This is a genomic window from Anaerococcus sp., from assembly GCF_030825785.1.
Classification (GTDB): domain Bacteria; phylum Bacillota; class Clostridia; order Tissierellales; family Peptoniphilaceae; genus Anaerococcus.
Genome location: NZ_JAPJPG010000001.1, coordinates 24,688 through 39,752, shown reverse-complemented (window position 1 = coordinate 39,752; position 15,065 = coordinate 24,688). Strand labels below are relative to the sequence as shown.

The following is a 15,065-nucleotide window of genomic DNA, read 5'->3' as shown; positions in this document are numbered from 1 at the left end:
GAATGTTATATAATAAGCTAAGGAGAGTGCTTATGAAAATAATATTTTGGGTGTCGGCCTTTGCAATATTCTATCCTATGATAGGCTACCCATTGACACTTTTGTTATTAGATAAAATTATAAAAAGGAAGAACGCTAAAGATTACACATACAAGCCCAAAGTTTCTGTGATTATCTCAGCCTATAACGAGGAGAAAGTCATTGAGAAGAAGCTCAATAATATTATAAAAACTGACTATCCAGATTTTGAAGTTATTATTGCAAATGATGCCTCAAATGACAAGACTGTGGAGCTTAGTGAAAATTTTATAAAAAGTCATCCGGACTTTGATATTAGAGTAAATACCGTAAGAAATCATTTAGGCAAGACCAACGCCCAGGACGAGGCGGTAGAGGTCGCCAAGGGAGAGATTTTAGTCTTTTCTGATGCAAATTCGATCTTTAAGGAAGATGCCATAAGTGAGCTTGTTTCATATTTTACTTCAGACGATATAGAATATGTCTGCGGGTCTCTTATCTACAAGGAAGATGAGACAGCTTCGGTTGTAGCGGAGAATACCTATTGGAATATGGAACTTACTATGAGAAAAATCGAGTCAAATATTAAAACAATAGCTGCAGGAAATGGTGCAATTTATGCTTGTAGGAAGAAGGACTATAGGAATTATAACTTAGTAAGCTCTCACGATTACGAAATGCCCCTTCACGCAGCTCTTAACGGCAAGAGGGCCCTTTATAATGAGGATGCCCTAGCTTTTGAGAAGGCAGGATCTACTACAAGAGATGAGTTTAAGAGAAAGGTCAGGATGCAAAGAAGGATTCTTACAAATATTAGGACCAATCTTAGAAGGCTAAATATTTTCGAATACGGTTGGTTTTCCTTCTTCCATTTCAACCACAAAACCTTGAGATTCTTGCAGGCTTTCTTTCATATAGTATTATTTATAAGTAATATATTTCTTATTAGACAAGGATTTATCTACAAGATAATCCTTCTAGGCCAGATAGTCTTTATAATTCTTGCCGCTTTGGGTCAGGCAAGCAAGTCTAAGAAAAAAATCGTCTATTTTCCAAGATATTATTCTATGATGATGCTTGCCCAAATACTCGGAGCAAAAAACGAGCTTACAGGTAAGAGTAAGGCCACTTGGGAAAAGGCAGAAAGTACGAGGTAATATGAATATAGAAGTTTTGATTTCTGCTATGAATGTATGCGATATTAGTTTTTATAAGAGATTTAACTTAAGTACGGACTGCTTAATTATCAACCAAACAGATCATAATTCCTACGAGGAAGTCGAGGAAGATGGCTTTAGAGTAAGGATGATATCGACTGATACGAGGGGACTTGGTAGGTCGAGAAATCTCGCTATTTTAAATTCTAGGGCAGATGTCGTCTTATTTTGTGATGACGATGAAGTCTTAGAAGATGATTACGAAAGAAAAATCAAGGAAGCCTTTATCGAACATCCTGATGTAGACTTTTTTGTGATGAAGACCATAATTTATAAGGATGGAGCTGAGACTATCAAGGTCAAGGAAGAAAAAGACCTAAAGATCTACAATGCTTTAAGATATGGATCAGTTCATTTCGCTTTTAAGCGAGAGAAAATCCTTGAGAAAAATATATTATTGTCCACATATTTTGGAGCAGGAACTGGAAATGGTGCGGGTGAAGATTCGATCTTTATCGCAGATTGCATTAGAAATAAGCTAAGAGTGAGGACTTCTACTAAACTTATAGCGAAAATCTACAATGACGATTCGACTTGGTTTACAGGCTTTGACGAGAAGTTCTTTTATGATAAGGGAAAACTTTCCAAGGCACTTTTTCCAAGAATGTATAGGTTTTATATAGAATATTTTGTTAGAAACTATCCTGATAAGGTAGGAGAATTAGGCATAAGAAAAGCAAGGCGGTTGATGATTGAAGGCGCTAAGGATTTTGGAGGTTAAAATGAAAGAAAAAAGATCGCTATTTAGTGCAATTCCAGTAGGACTAATCTGTGGAATACTAGCAGCAGTTATATTCTACTTCGCCCTAAGCTATTCAGGTTTTAATGAATATAGGGCAAAAAGTAAGATTATAACTACAGATATTGAGGATGTAAATGAGAATGCAGGAGATGCAAGTACCTACGCAGCCACTATTAACTCAAATAAGATTAAAAATACAGTACTGGACAACCTAGGAATAGATATGTCTTTGGGAATGCTCGATGCAAAACTTAGCATAGAGCCTATAGAAGGCTCATCTGTAGTAGATATTGTAGTTACAGATACAAACAAGCTAAGGGCAGAAGACATAGCAGATGAATACGCAGACCTTGCTGTTAGAGTTATAGGAAATATTTACGGAACAGATGCCCAAGTTATGGAATACTCCTACCGATCTGCAGGCAGGATAAACAATGGCAAAACTTACGCATCTATTGTAGGACTTGGAGTATTTGTCCTAGCGACTCTTATAGGAATGATTAGGGTAAACTCTTTTAATAACAAGATCCTTCTAGCTAAGGCACAAAAAGTAGAAGAGCTTGAAGAAGACCTTGAAGATTACGAAACTTATGAAGATGATTATGGGAAAATTACTTCTGATTCCAAAAGAGAAGTAAAAGACGGAAGAGTAAGTTTTAAGAAAGAAGAAGACTATTCATCCTATGCCTATAATGATGACGATAACGATGATGATAGAGACTTTACAGGTACACAAAAAATTGATCCAATAAATGTCGATGAAGAAGATTTCGGTGAAACTACAATAATAGACCAAGATGAGATCATTTATGGAATCAATAAACAAAATAGGTCTAATAAGGATACTACAAAGAAGGATTATCCAATAATTGGTAAGCTTGCCCCATATAGTAAAGGAGAATTAGATGTTTAGGAAAAAAGACGAAGAGAAAAAAGAAATAGCTCTTCAAGCCTTTTACGATCTTGAAGATGAGATAATAAAAAATCTCGACAATGACGATAGGCTTATAGGATTTACATCTACAACAAACCACACCGACCAGGACCTAAATATTTATATAATGGCCAAACATCTGGCTGAAGGAGGAGATAGGATCCTAATAATCGATGCCAATCTAAGGGAACCTGCCCTAGAAGATTTGACTGATATGAATGAGGAAAGGGGCTTTATCGATGGAGTACTTGGAGGTTATCCAAAAGACGACCTTATCAAATTCGACGAAAAGTTCGACAATATCTACCTGATGTATTCGGGCAAGGTTTCTGATTATGCAGATGAGTTCCTAGAACCATCAGAGATCAAAAACTTCATAGAAAGCCTAAGAGATTCATTCGATTATATCTTTGTAAATACAACTGCAAACAAGGATATACCAGAAGCCAATATGTTCCTTGCTCTTTGCGATAAGGTCCTAGTATTTACTACCTTTGCCAACAAGGACAATGACCTATACGGAGAGTCTATAAAACAACTTGAAAATGTAAATGCAGAAATCCTAGGTATAGTTTTAACCAACTACATCCACAGCGAAACCGAAGTTAAAGAAATGTTTGGAGAAGATTAATGAAAAAGATTAAAGTACTTATGATATTAGCCTTAAGCCTTGTTATGGCTTCATGTGCTAATGACACTTACGAATCTAAGCGTCATCCAGAAGCAAATGAAGAAAGCCAAGTTAGTCAAAAGGCTGAAGATACAAATAGAGAAGAAGATACTGAAGAAGAAAATACTGAAGTAAATGACCAGGGCGAGACTCTAAAAGATGAAACAGAAAAAGATGGGTCTTCGAATGTGATGGCTGGAGTAGATTACCAAGTAGAAGATATTGTAAATATAAGACTTGACCCAACAACAGATTCTGAAATAGTAGGAGAGGCTCATCCTGGAGATGAGATCCTAGTGCTATTAGAAAAAGACGGCTGGTCAAGAGTATCGGTAAATGGCCAAGCAGGCTACATCAAGTCTGACTTGTTAAAGCCAGTGGAATAATTAAGTTACCAAGCAAGAGTTTAGGTCTTTGCTTGGTATTTTTTTGTGAAATTCGGAAATTATCATATTAAATTAAGGAAAATACTATCAAATATAATTTTACTTATGATATAATTATAGACAGAGGTATTATGATAAATTTATTTTTTGATTATCTATTATGGCCCTTGCTTATGGTTATTGCTGCTATAAGCTTTCTTAATTCGATTATGGAAAATAAGAAGAGCAAAATCATTATTTCGGTGATACTTTTGCTTGCGGCTGTAGTGATAATGATGTTAGTTTACAGAAAATTTGACGAGGGGATTTTTATACAGATTTATCTATTCCTATTTTTCTTATCGATAGCCTTGGTAATTCTAGCCCTAAAGAAACAAGAAGATCGGTTTACCCTAATTGGAATAGGTCTGATGCTTGCTATGCTTATAATCTTATTGGCCTTTCCCTTGGAATAATTATTAAAGAGGTATTATGATTAATATTGAGAATCTAAACAAAGTTTATGAAAATGGTTACGAGGCCTTAAAGTCTATCGACTTAGATATAGAAGATGGAGCCTTGGTTACTCTTCTAGGACCTTCTGGCTGCGGTAAGTCTACTATACTAAACATAATAGCAGGAATCCTTGACCCAACTAAGGGAGATATCAAGTTCGATGGGGAAAGTGTAATAAACAAACACCCCAAAGACCGTGATATAGGCATGGTTTTTCAAAACTACGCCCTATATCCTCACATGACCGTTCTAGAAAATATTATCTTCCCACTTACAGTTGGAGATAAGAAAGTAAAAAAGCAAGAAGCAATCAAGATTGCCCAAAAATACATGGATCTCGCCTATATTGGAGAGATAAAAGATAAAAAGCCTGGACAAATCTCAGGTGGTCAACAACAAAGGGTGGCTATAGCACGTGCCCTTATCCAAAATCCAAAGACTCTTCTACTAGATGAGCCTTTAAGTAACCTAGATGCAAGACTTAGGCTTTCTATCAGAGAAGAGATTAGAAATATAGTCAAGGAAGTTGGCGTGACTACGATTTTTGTAACTCATGACCAGGAAGAGGCTCTTTCCATATCTGATTATATAGCCTTGATGGATAAGGGAGTTATCCAACAATATGATAAGCCACAAAATCTCTACCTCAACCCAGCAAATCTCTTTGTTGCGAAATTTATAGGAAATCCTATTATAAATATTTTTGAATTTGAAAAGAAGGATGATAAGCTAATTTCTTCTGACCTAAAGCTTAAGCTAGAGGATTTCGAGAAAGAAAGATTTAAAAAAGAGTTAAATGATGGAGACTATCTAGTAGGCATTAGGCCAGAGCACTTTATCCTTGATGATCATAGTGATATTAGGGTAAGGGTTGATTCTATAGAGATGATAGGAAGATATATGATCCTTCACTTTGACCTAGATAATATATCTTCTAAGATGATAGTAGATAGCAAGCTTAAGATTAAAGCGGGCGATGAGATAGGAATATCTATAGACTATCCATCAATTTATATTTTTGAAGAAGACGGAAGTAGGGTTTACTAATGAAAAAGCTTAAGTATTCTGCGGAAAAAAACAACAAGGCTTGGCTATACCTGGCCCCAGCCCTTATATCTATCCTTGTATTTTCTGTCTATCCTTTGTTTAGGACCTTTGTGATGAGTATGCAAAATAACAACATACTCGCACCTAGCTTTGTAGGCCTTTCAAATTTTCCGATTGTATTAAAAGACCCTCTATTTAAGAGGGCTATGATAAACACCTTAATATATGCGGTAACAGTTGTTCCCTTATCAATAATTATATCTATGCTTATAGCCCTAGTCCTAAATACCAATATCAAGGGAGGTAAGTTCTTCGAGACCTTGTTCTTTATCCCTTACCTAACCAGCGTTATAGCTATAGGTATTGTGTTTAGATATTTATTCCACGGCCAATACGGTTTTATCAATTATGTCCTAGGCTTTGTTGGTCTTGCACCGATAGACTTTCTAAATGATCCTGATTATAATATGACAGCCCTTATAATTTTTGGTGTATGGAACGCCTTGGCCTTTAATATTATAGTAATACTCGCAGGTCTTAGGTCAATTGATAAAAATTATTACAAGGTTGCTGAGATGTTTGGAGCAAGTAGCTGGGAGCAATTTAGGAAGATCACCCTCCCACAGCTTAAGTCAATCATTACCTTCTTGTTTTTGACAAGTTTTATCACAGCCTTTAAGGTCTACAATTCAATCTTTGCCCTCTTTAATGGCAGGGCAGGTGTCGGCAATAGACTTGTAACTGCGGTATTTTATATCTACAACAAGTTCTATGTGGAATACAGATACGGTCAGGCTATGGCTGCAGGAGTGATTTTATTCTTATTCCTCCTCTTACTTACTTTCTTACAGAAGAAGGCAATAGAAAGGTTGGCAAAATAATGCAAAAAGTTTTAAGAATAATTGGATATATTTTTGTTGTAATCATGGCGATTATTACAGTATTTCCATTTCTTTATATGATTTCATCATCGCTAATGAGCTTTCAAGAAGTAACGAGCATTCCGCCTAAGCTTCTTCCACAAAAGCCAATATTTTCAAATTACATCGAGGCTATGAAGGTTGCTCCTTTTGGGAGGTATTTTCTAAATACAGTTTTTGTATCTTTGACCAATACCATAGTTACTTTGATAACTACAACCCTTGCGGCCTTTGCCCTAAATTTTTGTAATTTCAAATACAAAAAACTCCTAGAAGCCTTCATGCTATCGCTCCTAATGATTCCTTTTGAGATTATAATCTTTACTAACTTTTCAACAATTGCAAGATTAGGACTCATAGATACTTATACTGCCCTTATAATTCCTTTTTTGGCATCAGTATTTTATATCTTTTACTTAAAGGAATTTCTCAAATCTATTCCGATGGATTTCTACAAGGCAGCTAAGGTCGATGGGGCAAGTGACTTTGAGTTTATTAGAAAAGTAATGATTCCTATGAGCAAGTCAAATCTCTTTACCATAGGGCTCTTAAACTTTATTACAGGATGGAACTCCTTCTTGTGGCCAATCCTTGTTACAAATACCACAGAGATGCGACTTATATCAAATGGTCTATCAGCCTTCGCTACTGAAGCAGGCCAGTTAATTCACCTTCAAATGGCAGCAAGTACTATTACTATAATGCCAATTTTAATATTATATTTCCTCTTTAGAAAACAAATCTTAAGCGGTGTTTCCTACGGGGGTATCAAAAGATAGAAAAAGGGTATATAATATTAGTGAAGGAAAATATAACAAAGGAGATTTTATGAAAAAGAAATTATCGTTGTTAATGGCTCTAGTTTTGTCACTAGGAGTATTCACAGCATGCGGATCTAATGAAGAAGCAAGTGAAGAAAAGGCAGACAGCAAGGTTGAAGAAAGTGCTGATCAAGCTAAAGATGACAAGAAGGAAGAAGGAAAAGAAGAAGATAAGTCAGAAGGTGAAACAGAAATAGTATTCTGGCATGCTATGGGTGGAGGCCAAGGCGAAGCTCTTGAAGATTTGACTAAGAAATTTGAAGAAGAAAACCCAAATATCAAGGTAACTCTTCAAGGCCAAGGAAAATACGGAGACTTAAACCAAATCCTCGTTGCATCAATGCAATCACCAAAGGAGCTTCCAACAATAACTCAAGCTTATCCTGACTGGATGCTTCAATTCAAAGATGCTGATATGATAGCAAATCTTACAGATTATGTAAAAGATGGTATGGACGATTACGATGACATATTCCCAGGTATAAGGGATGAAATCGAACATGATGGCAAGATCGAAGGACTTCCATTTAACAAGTCAACAGAAGTATTTTGGTACAACAAAGACCTCTTCGATGAACTAGGACTTATGGTTCCAACAAACTACGAAGAGCTTAAGGAAGTATCAAAGAAAATCTACGAAGAAAAAGGAATACCAGGAGTTGGTTTCGACTCTCTATCAAACTTCTACATCACTTATCTTAAAAACAAGGGCATAGATTTTGATAAAGATCTAGATGTAGCTGGACCTGAGTCCGTAGAAGCAGTTGAGTATTATCTAGAAGGAATTAAAGAAGGTTACTTCAGAATCGCTGGAACAGACCAATATATGTCAGGTCCATTTGCTAACGAGCAAGCAGGAGCCTACATTGGTTCAAATGCTGGTGAAGTTTATGTTAAAGAAGGAGTAGACGGTAAGTTCGAATACGAAGCAGCTCCTTATCCAGCAGAAAAAGCCTTCCAACAAGGTACAAATATCTATATGTTTGATAAGGCAAGCGATGAAGAAAAGAAAGCAGCTTTTGATTATATCAAATACCTATCTAGCAAGGATAGCCAAATCGACTTCGCTCTAGCAACAGGCTACATGCCAGCTAGAAAATCTGCTGTAACAGATGATAAGTACAAATCTTCTGATTCTAAGATTGCTCCAATCCTAGATGATGCAAGTGAGAAGTTATTCTCTAGACCACTTGTTCCAGGAAGCCAACAAGCCTACAACGACGTAGCAAGCTTACTTGAAAGTATACTTTCAAATCCAAATGCAGACGTTAAGGCAGAGCTTGAAGCTTTCGCACCACAATTTAAGGCAGACTTCGAAGCTCAATAAGTTTAAGAAAAACAGGCGAGAATTAAGAATCTTGCCTGTTTTTCTTTACTCAATATCTAGTTTAAGCTGGATATTATATTCGTCTTTTATCTTTTCAATAAGTCTTCTCGCAACTTCTTCCATATCCTCGTCCCTTAGAATTTCTTCTGTCTTTACCTTATCATAGGGGAGTAGGACATAAGATATCTTGCTATTTTTGATAATTGCAGCATAACCGTTTCCATCAGCTGCCCTAGTTATTTTCGAAAAATTAGAATTAGCCTCAGACATAGTATATAGATTTTCATCAGAAATATTCATAAAAGCCTCCTATATAGATTATAACCTATTTGTAGGATACTTAATCATCGTAGAAAGTAGGAGCGAATTAAGATTAAAGTAATACGAGATATCAATTTGCTTATATTTAAAAATTATAAAAACAAAACACTTTTCTATAATAAAAATTTGCAAGCAAAAAAGCCAAAGGCATATGTGCCCTTGACTTTAATAGACTTATTTATTTGCAGCATCTACAATAAGTTGTAGGTAGTTTGCTGTATCTTTTAGAGTTGCTCCTGTTACAGAATCAATTGTTCCGTCTTCGTTCTTAGCTGCGATAGCTTCTTCAATTTCTGCTGCAGTTTTTCCAGCAACGAATTTTTCGATTGCTTCAAAGTTGTCCTTGATTGAAACTGTTGATTGAGCTTTTTCTGTCATTAAAGAAGAGTATTTATCGTTGTTTTCAAGTTTAGAAACTAGAGCCTTATTGCTATCAGCATAGCCTTGAGTGAATTCATCTTCTGCATTTGTGATTCCTTCAGCATCTTCCATGTATTGGAATTCGTCGAAGCTTGCTGCAATGATCTTATCGCCTTCCATAGCTAGAACGCAATCAGCGAATGATTTTTCTCCGTGAGGAGCACCTGTAATAGCCTTGAATGTGATTTCTTCAGGATTTTCTGCATGTCCTACAGATACGAATTGATTATCTCTTGCAACTGCAGTTACGTAGTTTAGTAGGGCAGGAGTTGACTTAAATGTTGCTCCTGTTACAGCTTCGATTATTTCGTCTTCACTATTGTCTTTTAGGAATGTTTCAACTTCTTCGATTGTCTTACCCTTTACGAATTCAGATATTCCTTCGTAAGTTTCCTTAAGACTTGTAGGAGATCCTGCTTCTTTCATTTCTGATGAGTATTGCTCTTCGTTATCCATCTTTGAGATAAGGACTTTACCTTCAGCAGTTCCTTCTCCAAATCCCTTATCAGAATTTGGTGTAGCTTCATAACCCTTATCGGCGCCAGCGTATTGGTATTCGTCTATGGATACGTCGACAATCTTATCTCCGCTTGTTGCAACAACTATACGTGGGAATGATCTTGCTCCTTCGCTTTTTGGATATCCTCTGTGAAGAATTACATTGCCTTCAGCTTGTTCAGCATTTTCTGGTTTAACTTCTTCAACCTTTTCTTCCTTGTCGGCTTCTTCTTTGTTATCAGTAGCCTTATCGTCTTTGTTTTCGGCAGGTTCTTCTACCTTAGTATCTTCTTTCTTGTCAGCTTCCTTGTCAGATGTGTTTGCACATGCGCTTAGGACTAAAGCTGTCGCAAGCATAAGAGATGCTATATTAAATTTTTTCATTAGTTTCCCTCCTAACATTAAAAATATCTAATTTATATTATATGTAACTTACTTAAGTTTGCAAGTTAAGCAATGGTAAGCTTTTCTTTCGCTGAAATTTTTGGTATAATTAAGATATAAAATTAAAGATGTTGGCGGAGCTAATTGATTATAGGTAGTTTTTTGAGAAAGAAACTGCCTTTTTTTTAAGGATATTTAAGGAGAAATTATGAACAATATCAACGTAAATAACGAAATCAACAAACTCAAGAAGGTCCTCGTACATAGGCCAGGCAATGAACTTCTAAATCTTACACCAAATGCCTTGGACGAGTTACTCTTTGATGACATACCGGACCTGGATAAGGCCAAGGAAGAGCACGATGAATTTGCAAAAATTTTTAGAAATGAGGGAGTAGAGGTAGTTTATCTTGAAGACTTGATGGCAGAGACTCTCAAAGATAATAAGGACCTCAAAGAAAAATTCCTTGACCAATACCTAAAAGAGGCAGATATAGAAGATGATCTAGTCCTTAGTGAGGCGAGAAAGCTCTTAGCTTCTATCAAAGACGAGAAAGAATTCGTCCAAAAAACTATGGCAGGCCTTACCCTTAATGAGTTAGGAATAAAAAACGACCACGTCCTATTTGACTATAAATACACCGCCATAAATCCCATGCCAAACCTTTACTTTACTAGAGATCCCTTCTCCACAATAGGAAAGGGAGTATCCATCAACACCATGTATTCAGTTACAAGATCGAGAGAGACAATATATGCTGACTACATATTTAACCACCACAAGGATTACAAGGGGACGAAAAACTATTATGGTAGGGGAAAGAAATACCATATCGAAGGCGGCGATATACTAAATATCAACGAAAAACTCTTGATGATTGGAATTAGCCAAAGAACTCAGCTCGCGGCTATCAAGGATCTTGCCCACCATATCTTATTCGATGATGAGGCAAAGATAGAAGAGATTATCGCCATAAATATCCCTAACGAAAGAGCCTACATGCACCTTGATACTGTCTTTACTCAAATCGATTATGACACCTTCACCTACCATCCTGGGATAATTTCTACCTTCCATGCTATTAAATTTAGTAAAAAAGATGATAAGATTGCAGAAGAGATAATAGAAAAATCCTTAGACGACCTTTTAAAAGATGCCTTAAAGCTAGATGAAATAAAGCTACTTCCATGTGGTGGCGGAGATCCAATAGCAGCCCTTAGGGAACAATGGACAGATGGATCAAATACACTAGCTATTGCTCCAGGTAAGGTAATTGTTTATAAGAGAAACACCGTAACCAATCAAATGCTCGAGCTAAATGGCATAGAAGTAATAAAGCTTGACTCATCAACCCTAACTGTGGGTAGGGGAGGACCAAGGTGTATGTCCATGCCACTTGTAAGAGAAGATTAAAGATAAATTAAAAATAAAAACATATAAATTAATAAAAACTAATTTGAAAATCAATAATATGGAAAGTATAATCAAGATATAGAAAGAAAGGCCAACTAGGGTAGAAAATCTACTCTTTTGAAAATTAAAGAAAGAGGCAGAAATGTTTGATTATAAAAACAATAGAGGCAGAAAAGAAGAAAATACAGTAGGAAAAGTTCTATTTACAGCTGCTGCAACAGCGGTAGGAGCTTATCTATACCTCAAAAACAACAACAAAATCGACGAAGTTAGAGATAAGGTAGACGATATAAAAGACGAAATAATAGATGCAGTAAAAGGCGAAGACCTTTTGTAATGTAGCCTACAAGGCTTTTGAAATCGGCAAATCCACTAAAATGAGATTTGTCGATTTTTTATTTAGGAAATATATCATTAGATTATAGGTGGAAAAATCAAAAACAAGTAAAAGACAAGGCAGTAGTTCGCACCTACTGCCTTTTTTGTCTTGAATCTCATGAAGATTCATACTCTACATTTCCTTGAAGTTTAGTCAAGGGCTTTTTTGGAGATTGAAGAGCTTGCTTCTATTAATGATATTATATATTTTATCCTTTAATTTTAAAATATTTAGGTTCGTTAGAAAATAGTTTCCAACTCTTAATTTACCTATGAAGAAAGTTTTACATTTTTTGATTAAGTATATTTACATATAATATAGAATAAATATTTTAACAAGGTACATTAATTTTAAAGGAGTTATAATATGGATATGAGCGAGATTTTAAAAATTGATAACGACTTAGATAGGAACGAAGAATTATATAAGGTATTTGATGAAGATAAACGTCTTAAATCAATAACTGGTCTTGTAGAAAAAATAACTACTTTAACAGAAATAGAAAAACTAATTAGTTCAGACTCAAAAATCCTTGATGTTGGTGCTGGAACTGGAGCCTATAGCCTTCCACTAGGTCAAAAAGCTTGTGAGATAGTAGCCTTTGAGCCATCATCTTCAAATTTCAAACTTTTAGAGTCTAAGTCAAAAGCCTTTGTCAACATAAAAGTCTATAATAAGTCCTCTTTTGACTTAAAAGATCTAGAATCAAATTATTTTGATATAGTGCTTTTATTTGGGCCAATGTATCACCTATCCAAGGAAGAAGACAGAAGGGACGTGCTTAGACAGGCAAAAAGAGTGTGCAAAGATGATGGTTATATATTAATATCTTTTATAAATCATGACACAGTCCTAATAAGCGAAACTATTAACTACAACACAAATATTTTTTCAAGTGATTCATATATTAGTGAGAAACAAAGATTAATAGATAGGCCTTTTGTATTTTTCAAATTAAAGGAAGCAAAAGAAATGATTGAAAAATCAGGCTTAACTATAAAAGAAATAGTTGCAAGCGATGGCTTTTCCGAGATTTTAAGTCAAAAATTGGAAGAAATGACAGAGGAATCATTTGATAACTATCTAGCTTTCCACCTTAATAATTGCAAAAATCCAGAAACACTAGGAGCTAGTAACCACTTACTTTTTGTGTGTGAGAACAAAAAATGAAAAATATAAAATTATATATACCGAAAGAAAATGAATTAGATTTTGCTAAAATTCTATTAAATGATCCCTTTACTATGGCTTACAACAAAGGATATGACCTGCCATTTGCTGGATACGATAAGACTACAGGCTGCATAATTTACGATAGAAGCTTTCGGAGAAGTCGGTATGATATTTATTTTTTTTAATCCAGTTGATTATTTTTACGCCTATATCTATGATGAAGACTTAAAAGCATTTGTAGGTGATGTAAATTTTCATCCTTCAAGCTTAGGATTTCTTACCAGGGATATAGGTATTGTAATTAAAAATGAGTATAGGGTACATGGTTACGGTAAGGCTGGTCTTAAACTTTTAATCGATAAGGCTTTTTCCTTTGAAAACATAAAGACCCTACATAATGATTTTGAGAAAACTAGATTGTATGCATACAAAATTCATAGGGATTGTGGTTTTAGAATTATTGGCGTGGAAAATAATATAGTCGATTTAATTTGTGAAAAAAAGATAAATTAGATAGAAATTTATTTTAATGATTGAGTTTGACAAGCTCCCTTTATTTTGCTATGATAATTGGTGAAAAATTTATGGAGGTATTATGAAAAATTCTAAAAAAATTTACAAAGTAGAAGAAAAAGTTCCATTAAAATTATTGTTACCCTTGTCGATCCAACATACTTTTGCAATGTTTGGCGCTAGTGTCCTAGTTCCTATTTTATTTGGCATTAATCCAGGTATCGTATTATTGATGAATGGTATTGGAACTTTATTATTTATATTAATTACTAAACAAAAAGCACCTGCTTATTTAGGTTCTTCATTCGCATTTTTAGCTCCAGGTACAGCTATTATCGCAAGCGAAGGTTTCCAGTATGCTCAGGGTGCTTTTATTGTGGTCGGAATTCTCGGTTGCCTATTGGCTTATATTATATATAAGTTTGGGACAAGCTGGATAGATGTCCTTCTTCCACCTGCTGCTATGGGAGCGGTTGTTGCCCTTATAGGCTTTGAGCTTGCTGGAAATACCGTAACAGGAGGAACAATCGGGGCGAATCTTATGACAGATACAGCAAGTTCTAAGGACTTTTTGGTCTTTTTTATAACGTTATTTACAGCAATCATTGGATCAGTTGCCTTTAAGGGCTTCTTCTCAACAATTCCAATCTTAATCTCAATTATGGTAGGCTATATCGCTGCGGTATTTTTTGGCATGGTAGACTTTACTCCAGTAAGAGAAGTAAGCCTATTTACTCTACCAGAATTCAGGGCTCCTAGGTTTTCAGCTAGTGCAATTCTTGCTATGCTTCCAGTAATCCTAGTAATTACGAGCGAGCATATTTCTCACCAAGTAGTAACAAGCAATATCATAGGAATAGATTTGTTGAAAGAGCCAGGTCTACACAGATCAATCTTTGCCGATAATTTCTCATCAGCCCTATCAGGATTTGTGGGCGGTGTTCCTACTACAACTTACGGAGAAAACATCGGAGTTATGGCTATCACAGGAGTGTATTCAGTTCAAGTTATTGGGGGAGCTGCAGTTATTTCGATAATTATGGCCTTCTTTGGACCATTGGCTGCAATTATTCAGACCATTCCAGGAAATGTAATAGGAGGAGTTACCTTCTTACTTTATGGAATGATAGGTACAAGCGGTATAAGACTATTGGTAGATCAGAAGGTAGATTATTCTAAATCTTCTAACCTAGTTTTGACATCAGTAATATTTATAGCAGGTCTTTCAGGACTTTCTTTAAAGTTTGGAGCAATAGAGCTACAGGGAATGGTCCTAGCCTCAGTTGTAGCGGTTGTACTTTCTGCCTTTATGAGCCTTCTTAGAAAATTAAATCTAATTAATCAGTAAAAATAAAGCTCCCCAGTTAAGGGGAGTTTTTGGTTGAT

17 protein-coding genes are annotated in these 15,065 nt (G+C 35.5%); 15 read left to right on the top strand and 2 right to left on the bottom strand.

Annotated features, from left to right (window positions below; genetic code table 11):
- Positions 1–32 precede the first annotated feature (32 nt).
- The 10 genes from RCH56_RS00195 to RCH56_RS00150 all read left to right on the top strand — a co-directional run bounded on the left by RCH56_RS00195 (position 33) and on the right by RCH56_RS00150 (position 8,577).
- Positions 33–1,175, top strand: coding sequence for a glycosyltransferase (locus tag RCH56_RS00195; protein WP_306482980.1), 1,143 nt, complete (start codon positions 33–35; stop codon positions 1,173–1,175).
- Between the two features lies 1 nt (position 1,176).
- Positions 1,177–1,956 (top strand): glycosyltransferase family A protein, encoded by a 780-nt coding sequence (locus tag RCH56_RS00190; RefSeq protein ID WP_306482979.1) that lies wholly within the window; start codon positions 1,177–1,179, stop codon positions 1,954–1,956.
- 1 nt (position 1,957) lies between these two features.
- The gene (locus RCH56_RS00185) at positions 1,958–2,890 is read left to right on the top strand and encodes a chain-length determining protein (RefSeq protein WP_306482978.1); all 933 of its coding nucleotides are present in this window, start codon (positions 1,958–1,960) and stop codon (positions 2,888–2,890) included.
- Entirely contained in the window at positions 2,883–3,542 is a 660-nt protein-coding gene (locus tag RCH56_RS00180; RefSeq protein ID WP_306482977.1) for a CpsD/CapB family tyrosine-protein kinase, read from the top strand. Before RCH56_RS00185 ends, RCH56_RS00180 begins: the two co-directional genes overlap by 8 nt.
- Entirely contained in the window at positions 3,542–3,967 is a 426-nt protein-coding gene (locus RCH56_RS00175; RefSeq protein ID WP_306482976.1) for an SH3 domain-containing protein, read from the top strand. The genes RCH56_RS00180 and RCH56_RS00175 overlap by 1 nt, the downstream gene beginning before the upstream one ends.
- Before the next feature lie 131 nt (positions 3,968–4,098).
- Positions 4,099–4,422, top strand: coding sequence for a hypothetical protein (locus RCH56_RS00170; RefSeq protein WP_306482975.1), 324 nt, complete (start codon positions 4,099–4,101; stop codon positions 4,420–4,422).
- A 16-nt stretch (positions 4,423–4,438) separates the two neighbouring features.
- Positions 4,439–5,509 carry an ABC transporter ATP-binding protein gene (locus tag RCH56_RS00165; RefSeq protein WP_306482974.1) on the top strand — a complete coding sequence of 357 codons (1,071 nt, stop codon included), beginning with the start codon at positions 4,439–4,441 and terminating at the stop codon, positions 5,507–5,509.
- Complete coding sequence (locus RCH56_RS00160) at positions 5,509–6,390, top strand: carbohydrate ABC transporter permease (RefSeq protein WP_306482973.1); 882 nt, start codon at positions 5,509–5,511, stop codon at positions 6,388–6,390. The genes RCH56_RS00165 and RCH56_RS00160 overlap by 1 nt, the downstream gene beginning before the upstream one ends.
- The gene (locus RCH56_RS00155) at positions 6,390–7,208 is read left to right on the top strand and encodes a carbohydrate ABC transporter permease (protein WP_306482972.1); all 819 of its coding nucleotides are present in this window, start codon (positions 6,390–6,392) and stop codon (positions 7,206–7,208) included. The genes RCH56_RS00160 and RCH56_RS00155 overlap by 1 nt, the downstream gene beginning before the upstream one ends.
- Before the next feature lie 49 nt (positions 7,209–7,257).
- Entirely contained in the window at positions 7,258–8,577 is a 1,320-nt protein-coding gene (locus RCH56_RS00150; protein WP_306482971.1) for an ABC transporter substrate-binding protein, read from the top strand.
- A gap of 45 nt (positions 8,578–8,622) precedes the next feature.
- On the opposite strand, the gene RCH56_RS00145 is transcribed toward RCH56_RS00150, so the two are convergent.
- Complete coding sequence (locus tag RCH56_RS00145; protein ID WP_306482970.1) at positions 8,623–8,877, bottom strand: type II toxin-antitoxin system Phd/YefM family antitoxin; 255 nt, start codon at positions 8,875–8,877, stop codon at positions 8,623–8,625.
- A gap of 195 nt (positions 8,878–9,072) precedes the next feature.
- The gene (locus tag RCH56_RS00140) at positions 9,073–10,200 is read right to left on the bottom strand and encodes a peptidoglycan-binding protein (protein WP_306482969.1); all 1,128 of its coding nucleotides are present in this window, start codon (positions 10,198–10,200) and stop codon (positions 9,073–9,075) included.
- Positions 10,201–10,408: 208 nt separating this feature from the next.
- Between RCH56_RS00140 and RCH56_RS00135 the strand changes: the two genes are divergently transcribed.
- The 5 genes from RCH56_RS00135 (at position 10,409) to uraA (ending at position 15,027) form a co-directional block, all read left to right on the top strand.
- Positions 10,409–11,614: an arginine deiminase gene (locus RCH56_RS00135; protein WP_306482968.1), complete on the top strand. Its 1,206-nt coding sequence runs from the start codon at positions 10,409–10,411 to the stop codon at positions 11,612–11,614.
- 142 nt (positions 11,615–11,756) lie between these two features.
- Complete coding sequence (locus RCH56_RS00130) at positions 11,757–11,951, top strand: hypothetical protein (protein WP_306482967.1); 195 nt, start codon at positions 11,757–11,759, stop codon at positions 11,949–11,951.
- Positions 11,952–12,365: 414 nt separating this feature from the next.
- Positions 12,366–13,163, top strand: coding sequence for a bifunctional 2-polyprenyl-6-hydroxyphenol methylase/3-demethylubiquinol 3-O-methyltransferase UbiG (locus RCH56_RS00125; RefSeq protein WP_306482966.1), 798 nt, complete (start codon positions 12,366–12,368; stop codon positions 13,161–13,163).
- A gap of 168 nt (positions 13,164–13,331) precedes the next feature.
- Positions 13,332–13,679 (top strand): GNAT family N-acetyltransferase, encoded by a 348-nt coding sequence (locus RCH56_RS00120; protein WP_306482965.1) that lies wholly within the window; start codon positions 13,332–13,334, stop codon positions 13,677–13,679.
- 82 nt (positions 13,680–13,761) lie between these two features.
- The gene (uraA, locus tag RCH56_RS00115) at positions 13,762–15,027 is read left to right on the top strand and encodes a uracil permease (RefSeq protein WP_306482964.1); all 1,266 of its coding nucleotides are present in this window, start codon (positions 13,762–13,764) and stop codon (positions 15,025–15,027) included.
- Positions 15,028–15,065 lie beyond the last annotated feature (38 nt).